Source organism: Moellerella wisconsensis (genome assembly GCF_022592395.1).
In the GTDB taxonomy this organism is placed as follows: domain Bacteria; phylum Pseudomonadota; class Gammaproteobacteria; order Enterobacterales; family Enterobacteriaceae; genus Moellerella; species Moellerella wisconsensis.
Genome location: NZ_CP093242.1, coordinates 523,470 through 545,937 on the forward strand (window position 1 = coordinate 523,470; position 22,468 = coordinate 545,937).

Genomic DNA, 22,468 nt, shown 5'->3' on the forward strand with positions numbered 1-22,468 from the left:
TGATGGATATGGCACCTATGTCACCACGTCGTCCTTATTTATTGCGCGCCCATTACGAATGGCTGCTGGATAATGAGTTAACTCCCCATTTAGTCGTGGATGTTGCTGCCCCTGGGGTAAATGTTCCTATGGAATATGCGCGTGATGGACAGATAGTGTTAAATATCGCCCCGCGAGCGGTGGGTAACTTAGATATCAGTAATGAGTCTGTCCAGTTTAATGCTCGTTTTGGTGGTGTTCCTCGTCAAGTATCTGTGCCTATGGCGGCCATTATTGCTGTTTATGCGCGTGAGAATGGGGCTGGTATGATGTTTGAACCTGAAGCAGCTTATGATGAGTCTGAATTAGTAGATCAACAGGATACTGAATCATCCAGTTCAACAGAGAAGACTGCACATCTTCGTGGTATCAAAGCGGTTGATAATTCAAGCGATGATAGTTTATCAGTCGAGCCACCCTCGGAGCCTTCTTCTCCTGATGATGAGCCACCTAAGCCACCGAAAGGTCGTCCAGCGCTACGGATCATTAAATAACGATATGATTAAATAACGGTATGATTAAATACTAATCCTCTAGCGTTCGGTATCAGACTGGGTTGCCACATTATTCATCATAATTAAACAGGGGGAGGCTATCCCCCTGTTATTTATTTTACTGTTTTGCGTTTATTCCCGCTTAAACTATCAAACATTCATATACATCATTATCCCTTCAGCAGCTTTGCGTCCTTCAGCAATCGCAGTAACCACTAAATCAGAGCCACGAACAATATCGCCTCCGGCAAAAATTTTGGGATTTGACGTTTGATACGGTCTGTCAGAAAATTCTGGTGCGACAATACGGCCTCGATTATCTAATTCAACATTATGTTGTGTTAACCAAGATAAATCATGTGGTTTAAAACCAAAGGCCATAATGACGGCATCAGCGGGAAGAATATGCTCCGAGCCAGCAATTAACTCGGCTTGTCTGCGTCCATTACGATCTGCGACGCCAAGCTGAGTACGGACGACTTTGACTCCGCAGGTTCGACCATGCTGATCGACTTCGATACTTATCGGTTGTAAATTGAATAAAAACTCGGCGCCTTCTTCGCGTGCATTTTTAACTTCGCGCGGTGATCCGGGCATATTTTCTTCATCCCGTCGATAAGCACAACTGACTTGAGTCGCGCCTTGGCGGATGGCAGTTCGCACACAATCCATTGCTGTATCACCGCCACCGAGTACGACAACGCGTTGACCTTTGAGGTCGATATAAGGTGATCCAGAGTTAGCGCTAAATCCCATCAGCTCGCGTGTATTGGCGATGAGGTAGGGCAATGCTTCATAGACACCCGTGGCATCTTCATTGGCGATATCGCCTTTTAATGAATGATAAGTGCCGGTACCGACGAATACTGCATCATATTGCTCAACTAAGTTGGCGAGTGCAATATCTTGGCCTATTTCGGTATTGAGTATGAATTCAATGCCCATTTGGCTAAAGATCTCTCGCCGACGGCTCATAATTGATTTTTCGAGCTTAAAGGCGGGGATCCCAAACGTCAGTAGTCCACCGATTTCAGGATGTTTATCATATACAGTGGCTTGTACGCCATTGCGAGCCAGTACATCGGCACAGGCTAAGCCCGCAGGACCGGCCCCGATAATCGCCACACGTTTACCGGTGGGTTTAACCTGTGAAAGATCAGGACGCCAGCCCATCTCGAAGGCTTTATCGTTGATATAGCGCTCAATATTACCTATGGTCACAGCACCAAAATCATCATTGAGAGTACATGCGCCTTCACATAAACGGTCTTGTGGGCATACGCGACCACAAACTTCTGGTAAGCTATTGGTTTGATGAGATAATTCAGCTGCTTCTATAATCCGCCCTTCATTGGCGAGTTTTAACCAATTGGGAATGTAGTTATGCACTGGGCATTTCCATTCACAATATGGATTCCCGCAGGACAAACAGCGGTCTGATTGTGTTTCTGCCTGCATGGCACTGAATGGCTCATAAATTTCGATAAACTCAATTTTTCTGATATTGAGCGGTTTCTTTGGCGGATCAATGCGTTGCAGGTCAATAAATTGATATACGTTATGGCTCATATCTTCCCCTTATTGTGCCTGAATACGCAATTCAGCGGCAGAGCGGCTACGGTGTCCTAACAATGCATTGACATCGCTAGATTTTGGTTTGACCAGTGAAAAATGGCTCAGCCAGTGTTGCCAGTTGGCGAGAATAGCTTCTGCACGTGCTGAGTGAGTTAATTGCGCATGTTCAGTCATCAAACCACGTAAATGTTCTTCATGTATCGGCAGATCGCCGACAGATAATACCTCGACCATCTCGCGGTTAACTCGTTGATTAAAGTCATTGAGTTCATCAAGCACGTAAGCAAATCCCCCGGTCATACCGGCACCAAAGTTGATACCTGTGCGGCCTAATACACACACTATACCGCCGGTCATATATTCACAGCCATTATCGCCTATCCCTTCAACTATCGCGATAGCCCCGGAATTTCGCACCGCAAAGCGTTCCCCAGCACGGCCTGCAGCGAACAGCTTGCCGCCAGTAGCGCCATACAGGCAGGTATTACCAATGATGGTGGCTTCATGGCTAGAAAAAGCTGAACCTACTGGAGGTGCAATCACAATACGCCCGCCTGCCATGCCCTTACCTACATAGTCATTAGCATCACCAATTAGGGTTAACTCCACGCCTCCGGCATTCCAAACGCCAAAACTTTGCCCGGCAGTCCCAGCAAAATGCAGTCGAATTGGATCGGCTGCGAGGCCTTGATCGCCATGACGACGAGCAATTTCGCCGCTGAGCAGCGCACCGACAGATCTGTCGGTATTGAGAATATCGTAATACAAAGTTTTGCTTTGTTGTTGCTCGATAAACGGCAGGGCATCTTGCAGTATCTGCTGATTTAGATTTCCTTTATCAAACGGCGGATTCGTCGCGGTGCAATAAACCGGTGTGCCTGATTGCGGTTGCGCTTGTTCCAGCAATTTTTCTATTTTCAATTTGCTCTGTTTTGCGGTAGTGCCTTCAATAATATCAAGTAAGTCAGTTCGTCCAATCAGGTCGGTTAACTGTTTAATCCCCAGAGCAGCCATAATTTCGCGAGTTTCTTGGGCGATAAATTTAAAGTAATTAATCACTCTTTCTGGCAATCCGTGATAATGGTGCTGGCGCAAAGTATCATCTTGGGTAGCAACGCCGGTTGCACAGTTATTAAGATGGCAAATTCGTAGATATTTACAGCCTAATGCCACCATAGGCCCTGTACCGAAACCAAAGCTCTCTGCTCCTAATATTGCGGCTTTGATAATATCTAATCCAGTTTTTAAGCCGCCGTCTATTTGTAGACGAATTTTATGGCGTAATCCATTGGCAACTAAAGCTTGTTGAGTTTCAACTAATCCTAATTCCCATGGACAGCCAGCATATTTGACTGACGATAATGGGCTGGCTCCGGTGCCGCCATCGTAGCCTGCAACAGTGATTAAATCGGCGTAGGCTTTTGCGACACCGGTCGCAATAGTCCCAACACCCGGCTCCGAAACTAATTTGACCGAAATTAGAGCTAGTGGATTAACTTGTTTTAAATCGAAAATTAGCTGCGCTAAATCTTCAATTGAATAAATGTCATGATGCGGTGGTGGCGAAATTAATGTAACGCCCGGTACAGAATAGCGCAGCTTTGCAATATAAGGGGTGACTTTATCTCCCGGTAGTTGTCCGCCTTCACCGGGTTTTGCTCCTTGCGCGACTTTAATTTGAATAACATCGGCGCTAACTAAATAGGACGGCGTGACCCCAAAGCGGCCTGAGGCAACTTGTTTGATTCTGGAGCGTTTTAGCGTGCCATAACGCACGGGATCTTCACCGCCTTCGCCTGAGTTAGAAAAGCCACCGAGAGTATTCATCGCGATAGCCAATGCTTCATGTGCTTCTGGGCTGAGGGCGCCAATTGACATAGCTGCGGTATCAAAGCGCTGATACAACGAGCTTGCGGGTTCAACGTCATCGATATCAATCGCATTATTACCAATTTTTAGCGACAGTAAATCGCGCAGGGTCGTGATAGGGCGATGAGATACCAGCGCGGAATATTTTAAATAATCACTGTATTCACCACTGTGAACGGCTTGTTGCAACGTTTTAATGATATCTGGATTATAGGCGTGATATTCCCCGGTATGGCTATATTTTAGATTTCCGCCTTGCTCCAGCGGTAAGCGTGGCAACCATGCTCGGCGGGAGAGATTAAATAGATCTTGCTCAAAATCGCCAAAATCGGCTCCCCCAATACGACTGATAACCCCGTCAAAACAGGCAGCTGTTAGCTCTTCACTTAGCCCAACGGCTTCAAATAATTTGGCACAACGATAAGATGCAACCGTTGAAATACCCATTTTTGACATGATTTTGTATAAGCCTTTATTGATCCCATTACGGTAATTCAATAATACATCGGTAAGCGATTTATCAAATAGTTGATTATCTTTCATCGCTGCCAGTGATTCATAGGCTAGATACGGGTAAATCGCTGTTGCCCCAAAGCCAAGCAATACGGCAAAGTGATGTGGGTCACGAGCGCTAGCCGTTTCAACGATAATATTGGCATCACAGCGTAAATGTTTTTCAATTAAACGTTGCTGTACCGCGCCGACAGCCATTGGGGCTGGGATAGGCAACCGTTGGGCTGAGATATTACGATCGGAGAGGATCAGCATAACTACGCCTTGGCGTACGAGTTTTTCGACTTGCTGGCACAGCTCGTCAATAGCTTGTTTTAGTGTTGATTCGCCTATTTGATAAGTAATATCAATTATTTCATGCTGATAATAGCGTTTATCTTGAGAGAGTAATTGCTGAAAATCGGAATACAGCAATATAGGCGATTTAAAACTTAATCGATGAGCCTGGCCTTCGGCCTCGCAAAAAACATTCATCTCACGGCCAATACAGGTCGCTAGAGACATGACATGTGCTTCTCTAAGCGGATCGATTGGGGGATTGGTGACTTGAGCAAATTGCTGCCGAAAATAGTCATAAATAATACGCGGGCGGCTAGATAATACTGCAAATGGCGTATCATCACCCATTGATCCCGTCGCTTCTTGGCCGTTTTCGCCGAGCACGCGGATAACTTGATCTAACTCTTCACTGCTGTAAGCAAATTGTTTTTGATAGCTGGCTAGCGTTTGATTATCCATTGCCCGCTGCCCTGAAAAGCTATCGACGAGATCTTCAAATGCGGTTAAACGAGTCACATTTTTTTCTAACCACTGTTTATAGGGGTGGCGGCTTTTCAGGTCATTATCGGTTTCTGCACTGTGCAGAATGCGGCCTTCTTGTGTATCAATCACCATTAATTCGCCCGGGCCTACACGGCCTTTCTCGACGACTTCATCGGGCTGATAATCCCAAATACCAATTTCGGAGGCGCAGGTAATTAGTTTATCTTTGGTTATCACATAACGCGCAGGGCGCAGGCCGTTTCTGTCCAAATTACAGGCGGCATAACGGCCATCAGACATTACGATACCGGCTGGGCCATCCCAAGGTTCCATGTGCATTGAGTTGAAATCAAAGAAGGCTTTAAGATCATCATCCATATCTGGATTATTTTGCCAAGCGGGTGGAACCAGTAAGCGCATCGCCCGCACTAAATCCATTCCGCCATTTAATAATAATTCCAGCATATTATCTAATGAGCTTGAATCAGAGCCTGTTTCATTGACGAATGGTGCGGCAGATTGTAAATCCGGGATTAAGGGGGTGCGAAATTTATACGAGCGTGCTCGCGCCCATTGGCGATTACCGGTAATAGTATTAATTTCGCCATTATGCGCTAAATAACGAAACGGCTGAGCAAGAGGCCAGCGCGGAGTAGTATTGGTTGAGAAACGCTGATGGAATAAGCAGATAGCAGATTCCATTCGGAGGTCAGCAAGGTCAGGATAAAAACGAGGTAAATCAACAGCCATACATAGGCCTTTATAAATATTGACCAAGTTTGATAGGCTGCAAATATAAAAATCGCTATCGGTAATACGTTTTTCTATCCGCCGGCGCGCCATAAACAGACGCCGTTCTAGATCTCTTGAACGCCATCCCGCGGGAGCATTGATATAAATTTGCTCTATTTTCGGTAGGCTAGAGAGCGCAATACTGCCTAGAATCTCTTTATTAATTGGAACGGTACGCCAACCGACGACGGCTAAGGTTTCATCGGCAATTTCTTCTTCAACAATCTGACGACATTGCTGGGCAATATCTTCATCTTGACTGAGAAATAACATGCCTACGGCGTAATTTTTGGCTAATCGCCAGCCTTTTTCTTCGGCGATAAGATGAAAAAAACGGTCGGGTTTTTGTAATAATAAACCGCAACCATCGCCTGTTTTACCATCGGATAATATTGCGCCTCGATGTTGCATTCTGGCGAGTGCATGGATTGCGGTTCTGACAACTTTATGGCTAGGTTCGCCTTCGATATGGGCGATAAGTCCAAAACCACAGTTATCACGCTCCTGTGACTGATTGTATAACATGATTGCCCCCAATATTCCCTTGCAGCTCTATGGTACTTTAATTTTACTCACGCTGGTTTATGAAGATTTAAGTTGTGGCGTCAGCAATTATCGCTAACTATCTGATTGATATAGCGATGAGATGATTATTGTGTGTGCCTGTTGCTGTATTATGAATATAGCTAAGTTTGCATAAATATGGTGTGCCTAATCGACTGAGTTGACAGTTGACGGCGAGAATTCAACTTAGCGACATTTATTAATGCGGTCAAATATTAGCTGTTGAGTAAGATTTTTAGCATTTTGTTGAGGTAATTTTTTGATTAAGAAAGGAAATATAGGATTAAATGGTTTTTGTGAGCTGGCTCATGTTCTATTTTGGGTGGATTTATAATCACTGTGTTTTATATGGTTTGCCTTGCATATATTCTGATTGTTTCTGGTTTTTAAAACTTTAATTTCCCTTTCTGTTTCATTTAAAGATGATTAAATTATTTTTAATATTTTTTCTTCAATAGTAATAAAAAGTAATGATTTATAATGTAATAAATATAACTGATATGAATTTTAATTCTCATTCAGTGATTTTTGATTCAATTTAATTACTGCATTTTTTGATTGAAAGAGGCATGTTAGTGATTATTATTTTAATTAATTAGCTAATTTTCAATTGGTTAAATTTATCGCCCTATCCAGATATACAGAGAGTTAATATTTTCTGATTATCCGTCACCGTTTTTATTTTATTTGATATATGATCCAGTAAGATTTTTATTTACGGGGTAATTATGAAAGTACTAAAAGGGCTTGCGCAATACTACGTCGACCTGATGATGAAGCTCGGGCTGGTGCGATTTTCACTATTATTAGCCTCTGCATTAGTGGTACTGGCCATTATTGTACAGATGGCAGTGACTATTTTATTGCAAGGACAAGTACAGAGCATCGATTTAGTTCGCTCGATCTTTTTTGGGCTGATTATTACGCCTTGGGCGGTTTATTTTCTTTCGGTGGTGGTGGAACAATTAGAAGAATCGCGCCAACGTCTTTCGCGGATGGTGGATAAACTGGAAGTGATGCGTACCCGAGATGCCGATTTAAATAGTCAACTGAAAGAGAATATTAGCCAGCTTAATCAAGAAATCGTCGAGCGAGAAAAGGCTGAGCAAGCCCATTTAGAGTTACTTAAAAAGCTTAAAAAAGAGATGGCACGACGAGAAGAAACTCAAATCGAATTAGAACAACAATCGGTTTTATTACGCTCCTTCTTAGATGCCTCTCCCGATTTAGTCTATTACCGTAATGAAGATAATGAGTTCTCAGGATGCAATCGAGCTACGGAGTTATTAACGGGTAAGAGTGAAAAACAGTTAGTCGGCTTAACGCCTAAAGATATTTATGATCCTGAAATTGCGGCTAAAGTTATTGAAACTGATGAAAAAGTATTCCGTCATAACGTTTCTTTGACCTATGAACAGTGGCTGGTTTATCCCGATGGGCGTAAAGCCTGTTTTGAATTACGTAAAGTCCCTTTTTACGATCGTATTGGTAAACGCCACGGCCTTATGGGCTTTGGGCGTGATATAACTGAACGTAAGCGCTATCAAGAGGCATTAGAGAATGCAAGTAGGGATAAGACCACTTTTATCTCAACTATAAGCCACGAGCTTCGTACGCCGCTTAATGGGATTGTTGGATTAAGTCGGATTTTGCTCGATACGGAGTTGACCGCCGAGCAAATGAAATATCTCAAAACGATACATGTCAGTGCAATTACGTTAGGTAATATTTTTAATGATGTGATTGAGATGAATAAAATTGAGCGGCGGAAAGTACAATTAGATAACCAGCCGATTAATTTAACTGAGTTTATTTCTGATCTTGAAAATCTGTCTGGACTGCTGGCTCAACCTAAAGGGCTTAAATTCACCTTAGAAACAGACGAAGAATTACCCGTAACAATCCTTTCTGATGGCACGCGATTACGGCAAATATTATGGAATTTGATAGGTAATGCCGTCAAATTTACTCAGAAAGGGGAAGTTAAGCTACGGATCTGGCGTGAAGCTGATGACAAATTGCTGTTTCAGGTACAAGACAGCGGTATCGGTATCCCGAAAGATGAACTCGATAAAATTTTTGCTATGTATTATCAGGTTACGGACAGCGCAGGTGGACGGCCTGCAACTGGGACAGGCATAGGTTTATCAGTATCGCGCCGTTTAGCGCAAAATATGGGGGGGGATATTCAGGTTGAAAGTTCGATTGGTAACGGTTCGACATTTACCTTATCAATTATTGCACCGGTCGTTGAAGAGGCTGCCGTGGATGAGCAAGAAGATGGTGACTATCCATTGCCAGCTCTGCATATTTTACTGGTTGAAGATATTGAGTTAAATGTGGTCGTAGCGCGTTCGGTACTAGAAAAATTGGGCAATACTGTTGATGTGGCGATGAACGGTGCCGAGGCTTTAGCCTTGTTCCAGCCGGAGGAATATGATTTGGTGCTATTGGATATTCAATTGCCAGATATGACCGGATTAGATATTGCGCGAAAACTGCACCAGGAATTCCAGAAAGATCAGTTACCGCCATTAATTGCTTTAACCGCTAATGTGCTAAAAGATAAAAAAGAATATTTAGATGCGGGTATGGATGATGTGCTGAGTAAACCGTTGTCTGTTGCTGCCCTTACTCAAATTATTGAGCATTATTGGGGAGCGAATGCGGAGATTAATACGCCAGCCTCTGTCGATGAAGTCGATATCAATCAATGTGATAAAATTCTTGATACCGAGATGCTGCAGCAATATATCGAGTTAGTTGGGCCACAACTGATCCATGATAGTTTGCAAGTATTTGAAAATATGTTGCCGGGCTATTTGGCGATACTGGATTCGAACATGGTGGCAAAAGATCAAAAAGGCATTGTCGATGAAGCGCATAAAATCAAAGGCGCCGCAGGCTCGGTTGGATTAAAACATTTACAACAAATAGCCCAACAGATCCAATCCCCGGAATTACCAGCATGGTGGGATAATGTTGATGAATGGGTAGATGAATTAAAACAAGATTGGAAAACGGATATAGAAACCTTGAGAAGCTGGGTTGCAGCTCAAGAAGCAAAAAAATAACCCCAACCTAAGTTGGGGTGCGCGAATATTGCGCCAACACCAGGGAAATCGTTAACTCGCCTTGCTAGCGAGTCATTTGAAATATCGTTAACTTAGAGATTAACATCAACATAGCAAAATTTAGCGTTTTTGTTACAAGATTCATTAAGATCTGTGATGAACGTTGGTGTTTATTCCCCTTAGTAGGTAACAGATAATTTACTACAAATGGAGTGAGATATGAAATCTATTGCGGTTATTTTAAGTGGTTGTGGTGTGTTCGATGGCAGTGAGATCCATGAATCAGTATTAACAATGCTAGCTTTGGATAAAAATAATGCCAGAGTGTCATTTTTTGCACCTAATGAATCTCAATCTACTGTAATTAATCATATTACTGGAAAAGAAAAAACAGAGATACGTAATCAAATGGAAGAATCTTCGCGTATATCAAGGGGGGAAATAGCGCCTTTGTCCTCTGCTGATGCCAATAAGCTAGATGCACTGATTATTCCCGGTGGTTTTGGTGCGGCTAAAAATTTATGTGATTTTGCTGTCAAAGGTAGTGAATGTGAAATCAATAAGGATTTATTAAGTTTAGTGCAATTAATGCATCAGCAAAAAAAACCGTTAGGACTGATGTGTATTGCCCCAGTTATGTTGCCAAAATTGTTAAATAAATCTGTTAAATTAACTATTGGTAACGATCCTGACACTATTGCTGAGATTGAAAAGATGGGTGGGACACATATTCAGTGCACAGTTGATAATATCGTAGTAGATGAAAATAACAGAGTTGTTACAACCCCTGCTTATATGCTTGCCCAATCAATTGCAGAGGCAGAAAAAGGGATAACTATGTTGGTAGAAAAAGTGCTAGAAATGGCTTAATGGCTAAATAATGATATTTGTTTCATTTTTAGGGCACTGGTTAAAGAAAATTACGATCTCTTTACTTCTTCTCTGGGGAGTCTCAGTGATTGTGTTTAAGTATTTTCCCGTGCCATTCTCTGCCGTGATGTTAGAAAAGCAAATTAGCGCTGCACTACACTTTAATTTTTCTTATGTATCTAAATCGCATTGGGTAGATACAGATCAAATTTCTCCTTATATGTATCTGGCAGTAATTGCGGCTGAAGATCAAAATTTTCCTAATCACTGGGGATTTGATATTGAGGCCATACAACGTGCTTATCAACATAATTTGAATAATAAATCATCGCTTCATGGTGCTTCTACGCTTTCACAGCAAACAGTAAAAAACCTATGGTTATGGAATGGAAGAAGCTGGATAAGGAAAGGGATAGAGACACTAATGACACCAGTAATGGAAGTTATGTGGTCTAAAAATAGAATTCTTACTGTTTATCTGAATATAGCTGAGTTCGGTGAGGGGGTATTTGGCATAGAAGAGGCCGCATTATTTTATTTCAAAAAGCATGCAAATCAACTAACTATGAATGAATCAGCTTTATTAGCGGCAGTATTACCTAATCCTATTAAGCTAAGTGTTAAAAAACCATCTAATTATGTATTGAAAAGGCAGTCGTGGATAGTTCATCAGATGCAACTTTTAGGCGGTAAGAATTTTCTGAAAAAACATAAAATTTATCCATAACGCTAAAAAAAGCCACAGAACAGATTCTGTGGCTGATATTTTGGTTATCAATCAACCGTAATCTTGCGGTGACTGATGATTATAATTTGAAGCGAGCCTGACGTTGTTAATATATTACCTAAATTTATTCGACTAGTTAGACGATATCATTAGTTTTATTAATTAAGTCAGTTTTCTTAATTAAGATAGGTAAAGGCGGTTGTCACTTTACGTACGCCATCAGTTTCGCTGGCGATTTTAGCTGCGGCATCACCTTCTTGTTTGGTTAATACGCCCAACAAAAAGACTTCGCCATTTTCAGTGATAACTTTAACGCTAGATGATTTTACCGTATCGCTTGCCAGTATTTTGGATTTTACTTTGGTAGTTATCCAGGTGTCTTTGGACGCGGTACCTAAATCAACCGGTTCACCTTGGCGAACTTCGTTATATACCATATTGGTGCCTTCGACGTCTGCCGCTAGCTGTTTCGCTCGATCAGCCCAAGACAAATCAGGACTTTGTCCGGTTAGTAACACATTACCTTGATAGGCAGTGGTAATAATTCGCGCTTTACCGGTAATGTTTTTATCTTGATTTAATGCCGCACTAACACGGGCTTCTAATGTACCGTCGTCAACTTGTTGGCCGACCGTCCGGGGGTCTGTAGCGCTTTTAGTCGCAACCGCCGCAGAGCCGACTACCGCAGCACTGATACATCCTTGTAGCATTAATCCACCGCATATAACGGCTAATAATGGGAATAATCGCATTGTAGCTCTCCTTAGTCATCCTGATGAGGGAAAAGGGTATTATCGATTAAATCACACAGACAATTAACTGTGAGAAGATGCACTTCTTGGATCCTAACACTGCGCTGTGAAGGTATCCGAATTTCAACGTCTTGAGGTCCTAATAAACCTGCTAGTTCACCGCCGTCATAGCCGGTTAAGGCAACGATAGTCATATCGCGAGTAACCGCAGCTTCAACGGCTTTAATTATCTCGTGGCTATCACCATGGGTAGAAATAGCTAATAGAACATCACCCGCTTGACCGAGAGCTCTGACTTGTTTGGCATAGATCTCTTCGGGTTGCTTACTGCCTGCAATCGCGGTGATCATGACATTGTCCGTCGTAAGCGCCAGAGCCGGTAAGCTCGGACGCTCTGTTTCAAAACGATGCACCATACTGGTGGCAAAACGTTGTGCGGTTGCTGCGGAAGCCCCGTTACCACAACATAAAATTTTATTGCCGTTCAGTAAGGAGTGAACCAGCATCATTGCCGCCCGAGAAATGGCGTCTGGTAATGCTTCAGCGGCAGCTATCTGTGTTTGAATGCTTTCTGTAAAACAGACTTTAATTCTATCCAGCACGTTGAATTTTTTCCTGTCAGATTAGTGTGTGAACTCATCATCATTGAATGCGTTCGGTACCCATTCGAATTGTTGCCCTGTTATAGCACAAATATCAAAACGGCAGAGAGTGGTATCAAAACTCTCATTTCTTTGGGCGAGCCATAATTTTGCGGTAGTTAAAATTTTTTTCCGTTTTTTTGGGGTGACGGAAACTAATGCACCACCATACCGGAGATTGCGGCGAAAACGAACTTCAACAAATACCCAATAGTGTTTATCTCGCATTAGCAAATCAATTTCACCGCCACGGTTACTGATATTGCGTTCAACAAAGGTCAACCCTTGTCGCTGCAAAAAATATTGAGCTTGGCGTTCATAATAATGGCCGAGGAGCCAAGTTACTGCTTTTAATGGTTGCATTATGACATCCTTGTCAGAATTTTAACCTGCTGATTAATTTACCGCTTTTATTTGCCCTTTACTGAACTCTAACCACGGCAGTTCACGATAAATAACACAGTTGTCAGTTACGTCTAATTTCCCTGACGCACCATTTATTTTGAATTGACTATTATTCTGTAATTGATTGTAATTATTGGATAATGACCATGCGTCAACCCCCATAGCATACAAACGAAGTAACGAATAATCCTGGGCTAATTTTTGTTGTGCTTGTTTCATCAAGTTAGCATTCGCACCAGCGAGTAGTGGTATTTCACTGAATTCAACACCTTCCATTTCAAAGCGGAAATCTGCACCGCTACCGGCTTGATTGCTACGCGAACTGGCATATAAATCAGGGCGGCTACGCGTACTGATTGCCATCTCTATCATCGGTTTGATCAACACAAGTTCATCACGAGTCGCTACAATATATACGGCATCAATACGGTCTGATGCTACATTGCTTGGCGATTCAGTCTCGAGCGCAGGGTAACCCTCGGCGTTCAATGGCTGAGGTGCCGGCGTGTTGATTATCACCGGTGTACCTGTCATTCGAATACCAGTACCGCGATTAATCGATTCTTTCAATGAAGCAACAGAACCAAAGGATTGTTTGAGTACGGTTGAGCCATTTTTGATTTGCCATTCATCAGCAAAAGCTTTGGCTATACGTTCTCCAAATGCATTGGCAGGCACCAATACCAGAGGGGCTGATTTTCCTTGCTGCGCAATGTGCTGCGCTGCATTACGAGCTTCATCTTCTGGTGATAAGGAAAAATAGCATAAATTTGGGCGCGGTTGTAATTGGTCTGCATCCAATTCATTTAATGCCAACACGCTAATAGGTGACCCCATTTGAGCGATTTTCTGCACATTGCTTTTCAATAATGGCCCCACCACTAAATTATAGCCATCTGCTTGCGCTTGTTGTAATAACTGCTCAATAGGCTGGCTAGTGGTATCGTAAACTTTAACACTTTGGCTATTTTGTGGAACGGGATCAATCTGTAAATTAGCTATTGTCGTGGCTGCTGAGGTATTGGTATCCTCTGGCGCAGTAACTTCGGCATAAATTTGGTCTAAAATATCATCTTGATCATTGGCGTTTTCAGCTGCTGTTGTTGATGATGTCGTTGGTAACGTAGCTACGTTATTGGTTGGAGCACTAGGTAAGCCTTTTTGTGCGTCTAAAAATCCTTGCATAATCGCTTCTGCAAACACCTTACCTTGACCACTTAATGGAAGTAATAGTGCTATTCGTGGCGTTGCTCCTACCGCGGGAAGGATTGCTTGCTGTAATTGTGTCGGTGGTGTTTTAGCGGCAGGATTTAGCGGATAACGCATTTTCCAGTCATCGTAGCCAGCTTTCAGGCTATCAGTATCATCGCGATTATTTTGATAAATATCGAGTAAATCAACCCAACCTTGCAAAATATTTTCATCTGCACCCACCCCTTGGATCTGTTCTGGGGACATCTGGGTCAGCATCTGCCATAATCCATCAATATTTTTTTGACGGGCAACTGGGTCTGATAATAAAGGTTCTTGGGCAATATAAGCACGTAAAACATCGATTGATGGCTTATTATTCGATTTATCAATAATAGATTGGTAATGGCTAATCGCATTATCGCCTTGTCCAGAAGTGGCGGAGCTAATAGGCGCTGAGCCTTGTTGCCCAGACAATTGACAACCTGCCAGTATCAGTGTTGATAACATGGCAGAGTAGATTAACCCTTGTTTGAAACGCAATAAAATTGAAGGACGCATACTGTATCCAGTGATGTATTTTCAGTTGCTTAATTTTAAACCGGCTATTCGGATGAAACAATGAATCAACCTAATCAAGCAGTGGTTATGGCATCCACACTGTATATTGTGCCTACTCCCATTGGTAATTTGAGAGATATCACGCAACGTGCGTTGGATGTACTTAAAAATGTTGACCTGATTGCGGCAGAAGACACTCGGCACTCAGGTATATTATTACAGCATTTTGCAATTAATGCGCGCATGTTCGCTTTGCATGATCATAATGAACAACAGAAAGCCGATCAATTAATTAGCAAACTCCAGCAAGGGCACAGTATCGCATTAGTTTCAGATGCAGGTACACCTCTAATTAATGATCCGGGTTATCATCTGGTTACTCGATGTCGTGAAGCTGGGATAACGGTGATCCCGTTACCGGGTCCATGTGCAGCAATTACGGCCTTATCTGCGGCTGGGCTACCTTCGGATAGATTCTGCTATGAAGGTTTTTTACCTGCCAAAAGCAAAGGCAGAAAAGATGTATTACGGGCATTAGAGCAAGAGACAAGAACGCTCATTTTTTATGAATCCACTCATCGCCTATTAGACAGTTTACAAGATATGGTTGAGGTGTGGGGAGAAAATCGTCATGTCGTATTAGCTCGCGAATTGACTAAAACCTGGGAATCGATAGAAGGTCGGCCTGTGGGGGATTTGCTTCGTTGGGTTAAAGAAGATGAAAATCGCCATCGTGGCGAAATGGTATTGATTGTTGAAGGCTATAAGAAATCTACAGAAGACGAGGCGATTACCCCTGAGGTTTTACGCACACTGGCATTATTACAAAAAGAACTGCCATTAAAAAAAGCTGCTGCGATTGCTGCTGAGATTTATGGCCTGAAGAAAAATGCGTTGTATAAGCTAATGTTGGAACAACAACAGACTGAATAATGAGCCTTTTTAGTTGTTATATTGAAAACACCTATACAACCGCGGACAAACTTCCTATAATCTGCGGCGGAGTTGGCTAGACAATCGCTGCTTTATCGTTGTCCTTCGGGAGACGGGTAAAGGGGAGGAAAGTCCGGGCTCCATAGGGCAGGGTGCCAGATAACGTCTGGGAGGGTAAAACCTACGACCAGTGCAACAGAGAGCAAACCGCCGATGGCCTGTTTACAGGCACAGGTAAGGGTGAAAGGGTGCGGTAAGAGCGCACCGCGCGACTGGCAACAGTTCGTGGCACGGTAAACTCCACCCGGAGCAAGGCCAAATAGGGGTTCACAAGGTACGGCCCGTACTGAACCCGGGTAGGCTGCTTGAGCCAGTGCGCAAGTGCTGGCCTAGATGAATGGTTGTCCACGACAGAACCCGGCTTATCGGCCGACTCCACAAATTAGGCCCCGAGCTAGTTATCTAGCTTGGGGCTTTTTTTATCCATTATTCTGCTAAATCAATAAGTAAACCTTGAAAGTCAGCCTTTGCAGTAAGAGATAAATAGGGCTCATGATGTAAAAATACGCCATCCCCACAATGGAGCTGTTGGCTAAGCGCTGATGTTGAAGTTAAGTTAATTGGTCCTTGAATCGACTGCAAATAACCATGCTTTCCGTTGAGAGATAACGCAATATGTTCTCCCGCAGCTAAATGAATATGGTGAATCCAAATATTCTGCCGAACAATTAAACTTCCTTGCTCACCTTGTGGTGAGGCAATTAATGACAATTTTTGCTTATCGAACGTAATTTTTTGGGGGGGATGGTAATCTTTTTGCGGGCAAGCATTTATCCATAGTTGTAAGCGAGTTAATTGATTAGTCCCACAATTATGTTCACTATAATGGATCCCTGGTTGAGGGGAAAAGCGTAAGCACTCGCCTTGTTCGGCATATGCCTTATGCCCTAAGCTATCGCGATATTCTGCACGACCCTGTAAAATAATATTTACAATATCGACATTCGGATAGGTTTTGGCTTGAAAAGAGTGCCCGGGAGCTAGCACTTCTTGATTTAACACCCGAAGCGTTTTAAAACCGAACAATTCGGGGTCAAAATAATGGCCAAAAGAAAAAGAATAACGGGCCTGAAGCCACCCGTAGTCAGCAGAGCCGCATTGATTGGCTTGTCTAATTTTTATCATGGCCGGAGCTCCTTTAAAGAAATATCCTTTCATAATAATTAGCTGGACGTTTAATTGTTAGCCAGTTAATCTGGTCACGATATTCAAATTTACTGAAAGAGATATTGAATGAATAAAGATCGGGCATTGACGTTGGAAGCATTACGAGTGATGGATGCGATAGATCGTCGTGGTAGCTTCGCAGCTGCCGCTGATGAACTAGGCCGCGTGCCCTCTGCGCTAAGCTACACTATGCAAAAATTAGAAGATGAGTTGGATGTAGTGTTGTTTGATCGCTCAGGGCATCGTACAAAATTTACTAATGTTGGACGTATGCTATTAGAGCGCGGGCGTACGTTACTCGAAGCCGCTGAGAAACTAACCGCAGATGCCGAAGCATTGGCAAAAGGCTGGGAAACTCAGTTGACAATTGTATGTGAAACGTTAGTTCCTGCTTCATCATTATTTCCATTGGTCGATAAACTGGCTAAAAAATCCAATACGCAGTTAGCGTTAATGACTGAAGTACTCGCCGGAGCATGGGAGCGTTTAGAGGCTGGGCGGGCGGATATTGTGATTGCTCCAGATTTGCATTTTCGTTCATCATCTGAGGTTAATTCAAAGGTTTTATATTCGATTAACCATGTGTATGTCGCCAGCCCTGATCATCCTATACATCAAGAGCCTGAGCCGCTTTCTGAGGTAACACGAGTTAAATATCGTGGTATAGCTGTGGCTGATACCGCGCGTGAACGTCCGGTATTAACCGTGCAACTATTAGATAAACAGCGACGATTGACAGTGAGTACGATTGAAGATAAACATCGTGCATTGTTAGCTGGCTTAGGCGTTGCAACTATGCCTTATCCGATGGTTGAACAGGATATTCGTGAAGGGCGTTTGCGAGTAATTAGTGCCGAATATAGCCATGAAACACAAATTATTATGGCGTGGCGTCGTGACAGCATGGGAGAAGCTAAATCTTGGTGTTTACGAGAAATCCCGAAGTTATTGGTACAAAAATAAGCCAAAAAAAACACCTCATCGAGTATATATTCCCGGTGAGGTGTAACCGTTGGATGGTTAAAATGGAGATAATAAAGGTGATAATGTTTAGTCAATAAAGTGTATTATCTTTTTTTAGTTAATAAATAATCAAGACTAAATTTACCTGGACCCATAACAGCTAAGAGTAGAAAACCACCGGCAATGGTCATGTTTTTCATGAACATCAATGAATTTGGCGCTACTGAGAAATCCGTATGGAATAACAGCGCGGTTAATAAAGTAAATCCGGCAGTAAAGATAGCCACTGTACGGGTGAAAAAGCCCAGTAATATAGCGATACCGCCCCCGAGTTCAAGCAGAATAGTTAATGGTAATAAAAATCCGGGTACACCCATTGAGCTCATATAGGCTTGCGTACCAGCATAGGCATCGCCTAATTTTCCGTATCCTGCAACAATAAATAAAATTGGCATTAAAATACGTGCAATTAATATGAGGCTATCGTCTAACTTTTTCATTTTATTCTCCAGAAACTATCTGATTTAATCGGATATTAAACCTGCTCTTTATTCATCAAAATCTATTTGATTGATGATCAATAGGTTCATTAAATTTGATGGAGTTATAATAATAAGAATGCTTCTTAGTAGATAGCTAAGCTTGTTAACTAAGTTATACAAAAAATTTGAATGCTCCATTTTAGGTGTTAATAGCTAGAAATTAAGGCTTGGGAAATAATATCAAGGCAGAATATTTAGAAAGGAACATTTAGAAAAATAGACTTTATTATAAGTAGTTAGAGGCAGATAGCTTAGGCTAGAAATGAAAAAACCAGAAAATAGATATCTTCTGGTTTAAATATATTGGAATAATATTGAAATTATGAGCGGTGAGTACTCACGCTATTACGTACTGTACGGACTATTCCCCATGCCCCCAACGCACGCTTGCCCCATGATAACAATTTTTTAGGGCGGCGTAGTGAGTAAAGAGATAATAAGCTAGCGCCAGCAATCAAGATAGGACGAAACGAAATCAGTGTTTGCCACGTACGATCATAAGGCTCAGTTATTTTCAGCCAATGCTGTGTGGTATCAGACAGAGAAGTGCGCTGTTGCTCGATTTGTTGCAACAGTTGCCGTTTCTTTTCAGCCAATATTTTCTGTTTATTCGCCATCAGATTGCCGAGTATCTCCGGTTAATGCTTGATGATCGCGTTTTAATTGCTCTCTCGTCGCGCCTAACAACGTAGATTGGCGTGATTTTTTTAGCGTCCAAATAGCACCAATAATAGCTAAAAGTATCAATATACCGGTAGTAATAGCGAGCGCTTGATAACGATAAACGGGATCAACAGACCAAAAAATGAGGCCCAATAAACACATTAATCCAAAGGCCGTGAATAGCAACGTAATCCCTGCCATAAGAATAAGCTGGATAAGCGTTGCTTTTTCTTCTTCTAACTCAACAGCGACCAGTTGGATACGGGTTTCTACCATGGTAACGGCGATAGTGACCATTCTTTGTAATGTATCCAGGACCCCTTTTGCGGGGCCCTGTGGGCGTTCATGTTGTTCCATAATTAACGTTTAGCCAGAAGCACACCCAGAACGACACCGACAGCGGCGCCGATACCAATACCTGTCCACGGATTTTCACGAACATAATTATCTGCTCGACCAGCCGCCTCTTTGGTTTGGGCAGTAATTTTCTCTCCGGCATAACTGAGTTTATTGCGAGAAGAGGCTAAGGCTTGCTGAGCTTTACTTTTTAGCCCTTCAATCTCTTCTTTAGATTTATTTCCACTATCGTTTAGGATAGCTTCTAATGAATCTGCTAATGATTTTAGTTCTGTGCGTAACTCTTCAGATGAATTATTCGTTGACATAACAATAAACTCCTTTAAGCAGAAAAAGTAACATAACTTTATTAACCATAGACTGTTTTAACTCAAGATTAAAGTCAAATAGTATTAAAGATAGGTAAAAATTTTTATGATCAGGTAAATGGTGTGTTTTTATTTAATAAAATAATACCAAATATCGGAATGTTATGATTTAGTGGTAAAGATTAAAAATAATGATTTATTGTAATAAAAAAGGTGGGTTTTATCGCCAGAATAAATTAATAGGGAAATAGCTATAAGGGAAATAGCTATAAAAGAAGCAACTAATACTATTTTTAGCAAAACTAGGCCGCACTATAAAGTAATTAAATAAAAAAGCGGAAAATGGATTTCCGCTGGATTAGATAGTTTTTAGTTAGCGGGCTTTTTTACCAGACATTTTTTTCTTAAATACCACAATAATGCTTCCTAGTAGACCAATAATCAGCAGCCCAACAGGGATTAACATTAAAACATTCATTATATGGTGTTCATATTTTAAGAAAATAGGGCTTTTACCAAAGCCATAGCCAATAGCGGTTAAAATAACGACCCATAAAAAACCGCTTAACCAATTAAATAGTTGAAAACGACTATTATTTAATCCGGCTAAACCAGCAATTGTCGGAAGTAAAGTTCTGACAAACGCGAGGAAACGGCCAATTAATAATGCCGCAAGCCCGTGACGGTGGAATAAACCATGAGCGCGCTGATGATAATGTTCTGGTAAATGGGAAAGCCATCCTTTGACTATTCTAGTGTTTCCTAGCCATTTACCTTGTATATATCCAAGCCAACAACCTAAGCTCGCACCGGCAGTTAATATCACAATAGTTAACGGATAATTCATTGTTCCTTTGGCGATTAATACTCCAACCAGAATAAGTAAACTATCGCCTGGTAAGAAAGCAGCTGGTAATACGCCATTTTCTAAAAAAAGGATCGCAAATAACATAAAGTATATTGCCCAAACCAATGAAGGATTAGACAGGGTGACATAATCTTGCTGCCATAAGGCTAAAAAAAGTTCTTTTACTAATTCCATCAATAATTCCTAAGCGCCAAACTCTCACAACAAGGTGTTGTGGATGTCGGGAGAAAATGGATGAACATCTACGCTACAGCTAAAATAACGGCGTTAAGCCAAAAACGTATCGCATAGTATAAAGCATGCACACTGTAACAAAACAAAAAATAACTAAACAGTAAATTCTATGGTTACAGTTAGCTTTTATTTAAATTTTGCAGAGAGTTAACATTTTTATCTCGGTGTGATTATCTATAAAAAATAGTTTATTTAGTCTATTTATTTCTGCTTTTGATATAAATATCAATTTATATAAACAGTATCGGCTAAAATTTATGACTCTGGCTATGCGTTTATCATATTGCTTTTTATATCGATTTGTCGTATTTTGCAGGTCATAGCAAAGGGGAGTAACTTCCTTGTCGGTTTATCGTCATTACGGTGCCATATGCACCCGGTAGCCGAGCATCACAAATTTTAGGCCCTCAGGTTAATTTGTGTTGTAAGTGAGACCTTGCCAGAAGGCGAGGTTTGCTCACTGTTTACAACCAAATATTGATTTGAGGTTAGAACATTAAGCGGCTGGCGTCTTCTGAGATGTCAGCCGTTTTTTTGTTTTTGAGGAGTAATAACATAATGAATTCTGTAGGAAATCCTGTTTTATGGGGCAGTTTTGCGGCGATTATCGCGGTGATGCTGCTGGTGGACTTATTATGGCAGGGTAAGCATAAAGATCAGCCTATGTCGGTAAAACAAGCCGCCAGTTGGAGCTTAGTATGGATAGCATTATCGATGTTATTTGCCTTAGGTCTGTGGTGGTATTTTCGTGAAACGGTCGATATACAATTTGCAAATAGCCAAACAATGGCATTTTTGACCGGTTATTTATTGGAAAAAGCGTTAGCAATAGATAACGTTTTTGTGTGGCTTATGCTGTTTGGATATTTCTCAATTCCAGCAAATTTACAGCGCCGCGTACTGGTATACGGTGTATTAGGTGCAATTGTTTTACGTACCATCATGATATTTGCAGGCAGTTGGTTAGTTTCTCAATTTAGCTGGATCCTATATATTTTTGGACTATTTTTATTGTTCACTGGCGCTAAGATGGCCTTTTCCAAAGAAGATGATTCTCCGGTGGGAGAAAAAAGCTTTGTGAAATGGATCCGCTCACATTTACGTATGACCGATGAACTGCATGGCGAACGATTCTTTATTAAACAGAATGGAATACTGTTTGCTACTCCATTGATTATGGTGCTGATATTGGTTGAGATCAGCGATATTATTTTTGCCGTAGACAGTATTCCTGCAATATTCGCTGTGACGACCGATCCTTTTATTGTGCTCACTTCTAACTTATTTGCCATTTTAGGCTTAAGAGCCATGTATTTCTTATTAGCAGGTGTTGCAGAGAAATTCAGTTTATTAAAATATGGTTTAGCGGTTATCCTTATTTTTATAGGGATAAAAATGTTACTGCTGGATATTTACCATATTCCAATGGCTATCTCATTAGGCACAATTGGCGGTATTTTGTTAGTCACGATGATAATTAATGTAATTATAAATAAACGCAATGAAGCTAAATAATCACTAAATTAATATCTGATTGATTAAAG

The 22,468-nt window shown here is 41.7% G+C and carries 19 protein-coding genes and 1 other RNA gene; 8 read left to right on the forward strand and 12 right to left on the reverse strand.

Translation table 11 applies throughout. The features are described from left to right. Positions 1-2: 2 nt before the first annotated feature. Positions 3-533, forward strand: a complete 531-nt coding sequence (gene sspB / locus MNY66_RS02215; protein ID WP_241501854.1) for a ClpXP protease specificity-enhancing factor — start codon at positions 3-5, stop codon at positions 531-533. 150 nt (positions 534-683) lie between these two features. Here sspB and MNY66_RS02220 read toward each other — a convergent pair whose 3' ends face one another. Together MNY66_RS02220 and gltB are read right to left on the reverse strand one after the other, a co-directional pair. Then, positions 684-2,102: an FAD-dependent oxidoreductase gene (locus MNY66_RS02220; RefSeq protein WP_241501340.1), complete on the reverse strand. Its 1,419-nt coding sequence runs from the start codon at positions 2,100-2,102 to the stop codon at positions 684-686. Positions 2,103-2,111: 9 nt separating this feature from the next. After that, entirely contained in the window at positions 2,112-6,569 is a 4,458-nt protein-coding gene (gene gltB, locus MNY66_RS02225) for a glutamate synthase large subunit (RefSeq protein WP_241501341.1), read from the reverse strand. A gap of 767 nt (positions 6,570-7,336) precedes the next feature. On the opposite strand from gltB, the gene arcB reads away from it, so the two are divergent. From arcB to mtgA, 3 genes are all read left to right on the forward strand, one after another. Continuing rightward, positions 7,337-9,682: an aerobic respiration two-component sensor histidine kinase ArcB gene (gene arcB / locus MNY66_RS02230; protein WP_047255207.1), complete on the forward strand. Its 2,346-nt coding sequence runs from the start codon at positions 7,337-7,339 to the stop codon at positions 9,680-9,682. 219 nt (positions 9,683-9,901) lie between these two features. Then, entirely contained in the window at positions 9,902-10,552 is a 651-nt protein-coding gene (gene elbB / locus MNY66_RS02235; protein ID WP_241501342.1) for an isoprenoid biosynthesis glyoxalase ElbB, read from the forward strand. Between the two features lie 10 nt (positions 10,553-10,562). Beyond that, positions 10,563-11,279 (forward strand): monofunctional biosynthetic peptidoglycan transglycosylase, encoded by a 717-nt coding sequence (mtgA, locus tag MNY66_RS02240; protein ID WP_241501343.1) that lies wholly within the window; start codon positions 10,563-10,565, stop codon positions 11,277-11,279. Between the two features lie 176 nt (positions 11,280-11,455). Here mtgA and dolP read toward each other — a convergent pair whose 3' ends face one another. The 4 genes from dolP to MNY66_RS02260 are packed head-to-tail and all read right to left on the reverse strand — an operon-like array spanning position 11,456 to position 14,829. Next, complete coding sequence (gene dolP, locus MNY66_RS02245; RefSeq protein WP_047255204.1) at positions 11,456-12,031, reverse strand: division/outer membrane stress-associated lipid-binding lipoprotein; 576 nt, start codon at positions 12,029-12,031, stop codon at positions 11,456-11,458. An 11-nt stretch (positions 12,032-12,042) separates the two neighbouring features. Next, positions 12,043-12,633: a DnaA initiator-associating protein DiaA gene (gene diaA / locus MNY66_RS02250; RefSeq protein ID WP_047255203.1), complete on the reverse strand. Its 591-nt coding sequence runs from the start codon at positions 12,631-12,633 to the stop codon at positions 12,043-12,045. Between the two features lie 21 nt (positions 12,634-12,654). Beyond that, positions 12,655-13,035, reverse strand: a complete 381-nt coding sequence (locus MNY66_RS02255; protein ID WP_047255202.1) for a YraN family protein — start codon at positions 13,033-13,035, stop codon at positions 12,655-12,657. A 33-nt stretch (positions 13,036-13,068) separates the two neighbouring features. Beyond that, positions 13,069-14,829: a penicillin-binding protein activator gene (locus tag MNY66_RS02260; protein WP_241501344.1), complete on the reverse strand. Its 1,761-nt coding sequence runs from the start codon at positions 14,827-14,829 to the stop codon at positions 13,069-13,071. Positions 14,830-14,889: 60 nt separating this feature from the next. Between MNY66_RS02260 and rsmI the strand changes: the two genes are divergently transcribed. Together rsmI and rnpB are read left to right on the forward strand one after the other, a co-directional pair. Continuing rightward, on the forward strand, positions 14,890-15,762 hold the full coding sequence (gene rsmI, locus MNY66_RS02265; protein ID WP_241501345.1) for a 16S rRNA (cytidine(1402)-2'-O)-methyltransferase: 873 nt from the start codon (positions 14,890-14,892) through the stop codon (positions 15,760-15,762). Positions 15,763-15,830: 68 nt separating this feature from the next. Continuing rightward, positions 15,831-16,203, forward strand: an RNA gene (gene rnpB / locus MNY66_RS02270) — RNase P RNA component class A. Between the two features lie 45 nt (positions 16,204-16,248). Here rnpB and MNY66_RS02275 read toward each other — a convergent pair. Further along, the gene (locus MNY66_RS02275) at positions 16,249-16,947 is read right to left on the reverse strand and encodes a pirin family protein (RefSeq protein ID WP_047255199.1); all 699 of its coding nucleotides are present in this window, start codon (positions 16,945-16,947) and stop codon (positions 16,249-16,251) included. 108 nt (positions 16,948-17,055) lie between these two features. Here MNY66_RS02275 and MNY66_RS02280 point away from each other — a divergent pair, with 108 nt between their 5' ends. After that, the gene (locus MNY66_RS02280) at positions 17,056-17,952 is read left to right on the forward strand and encodes a LysR family transcriptional regulator (protein WP_047255198.1); all 897 of its coding nucleotides are present in this window, start codon (positions 17,056-17,058) and stop codon (positions 17,950-17,952) included. Positions 17,953-18,056: 104 nt separating this feature from the next. Here MNY66_RS02280 and MNY66_RS02285 read toward each other — a convergent pair whose 3' ends face one another. The 5 genes from MNY66_RS02285 to MNY66_RS02305 form a co-directional block, all read right to left on the reverse strand. Further along, positions 18,057-18,452, reverse strand: a complete 396-nt coding sequence (locus MNY66_RS02285; protein ID WP_241501346.1) for a DoxX family protein — start codon at positions 18,450-18,452, stop codon at positions 18,057-18,059. 362 nt (positions 18,453-18,814) lie between these two features. Continuing rightward, positions 18,815-19,111, reverse strand: a complete 297-nt coding sequence (locus MNY66_RS02290) for a YqjK-like family protein (RefSeq protein ID WP_047255196.1) — start codon at positions 19,109-19,111, stop codon at positions 18,815-18,817. Then, complete coding sequence (locus tag MNY66_RS02295) at positions 19,101-19,514, reverse strand: phage holin family protein (RefSeq protein WP_047255195.1); 414 nt, start codon at positions 19,512-19,514, stop codon at positions 19,101-19,103. Before MNY66_RS02295 ends, MNY66_RS02290 begins: the two co-directional genes overlap by 11 nt. 2 nt (positions 19,515-19,516) lie before the next feature. After that, a complete protein-coding gene (locus tag MNY66_RS02300; protein WP_047255194.1) occupies positions 19,517-19,822 on the reverse strand; it encodes an ElaB/YgaM/YqjD family protein in 306 nt (101 codons plus the stop codon). Between the two features lie 373 nt (positions 19,823-20,195). Next, positions 20,196-20,864 (reverse strand): DedA family protein, encoded by a 669-nt coding sequence (locus tag MNY66_RS02305; RefSeq protein WP_047255193.1) that lies wholly within the window; start codon positions 20,862-20,864, stop codon positions 20,196-20,198. 618 nt (positions 20,865-21,482) lie between these two features. On the opposite strand from MNY66_RS02305, the gene MNY66_RS02310 reads away from it, so the two are divergent. Next, on the forward strand, positions 21,483-22,439 hold the full coding sequence (locus MNY66_RS02310) for a TerC family protein (protein WP_241501347.1): 957 nt from the start codon (positions 21,483-21,485) through the stop codon (positions 22,437-22,439). The last annotated feature ends 29 nt before the right edge of the window (positions 22,440-22,468 follow it).

Coding starts and splice junctions, on each gene's coding strand:
- sspB (WP_241501854.1), top strand. CDS start 3: ATGGATATGGCACCTATGTCACCACGTCGTCCTTATTTATTGCGCGCC.
- MNY66_RS02220 (WP_241501340.1), bottom strand. CDS start 2,102: ATGAGCCATAACGTATATCAATTTATTGACCTGCAACGCATTGATCCG.
- gltB (WP_241501341.1), bottom strand. CDS start 6,569: ATGTTATACAATCAGTCACAGGAGCGTGATAACTGTGGTTTTGGACTT.
- arcB (WP_047255207.1), top strand. CDS start 7,337: ATGAAAGTACTAAAAGGGCTTGCGCAATACTACGTCGACCTGATGATG.
- elbB (WP_241501342.1), top strand. CDS start 9,902: ATGAAATCTATTGCGGTTATTTTAAGTGGTTGTGGTGTGTTCGATGGC.
- mtgA (WP_241501343.1), top strand. CDS start 10,563: ATGATATTTGTTTCATTTTTAGGGCACTGGTTAAAGAAAATTACGATC.
- dolP (WP_047255204.1), bottom strand. CDS start 12,031: ATGCGATTATTCCCATTATTAGCCGTTATATGCGGTGGATTAATGCTA.
- MNY66_RS02255 (WP_047255202.1), bottom strand. CDS start 13,035: ATGCAACCATTAAAAGCAGTAACTTGGCTCCTCGGCCATTATTATGAA.
- MNY66_RS02260 (WP_241501344.1), bottom strand. CDS start 14,829: ATGCGTCCTTCAATTTTATTGCGTTTCAAACAAGGGTTAATCTACTCT.
- rsmI (WP_241501345.1), top strand. CDS start 14,890: ATGAATCAACCTAATCAAGCAGTGGTTATGGCATCCACACTGTATATT.
- MNY66_RS02275 (WP_047255199.1), bottom strand. CDS start 16,947: ATGATAAAAATTAGACAAGCCAATCAATGCGGCTCTGCTGACTACGGG.
- MNY66_RS02280 (WP_047255198.1), top strand. CDS start 17,056: ATGAATAAAGATCGGGCATTGACGTTGGAAGCATTACGAGTGATGGAT.
- MNY66_RS02285 (WP_241501346.1), bottom strand. CDS start 18,452: ATGAAAAAGTTAGACGATAGCCTCATATTAATTGCACGTATTTTAATG.
- MNY66_RS02290 (WP_047255196.1), bottom strand. CDS start 19,111: ATGGCGAATAAACAGAAAATATTGGCTGAAAAGAAACGGCAACTGTTG.
- MNY66_RS02295 (WP_047255195.1), bottom strand. CDS start 19,514: ATGGAACAACATGAACGCCCACAGGGCCCCGCAAAAGGGGTCCTGGAT.
- MNY66_RS02300 (WP_047255194.1), bottom strand. CDS start 19,822: ATGTCAACGAATAATTCATCTGAAGAGTTACGCACAGAACTAAAATCA.
- MNY66_RS02305 (WP_047255193.1), bottom strand. CDS start 20,864: ATGGAATTAGTAAAAGAACTTTTTTTAGCCTTATGGCAGCAAGATTAT.
- MNY66_RS02310 (WP_241501347.1), top strand. CDS start 21,483: ATGAATTCTGTAGGAAATCCTGTTTTATGGGGCAGTTTTGCGGCGATT.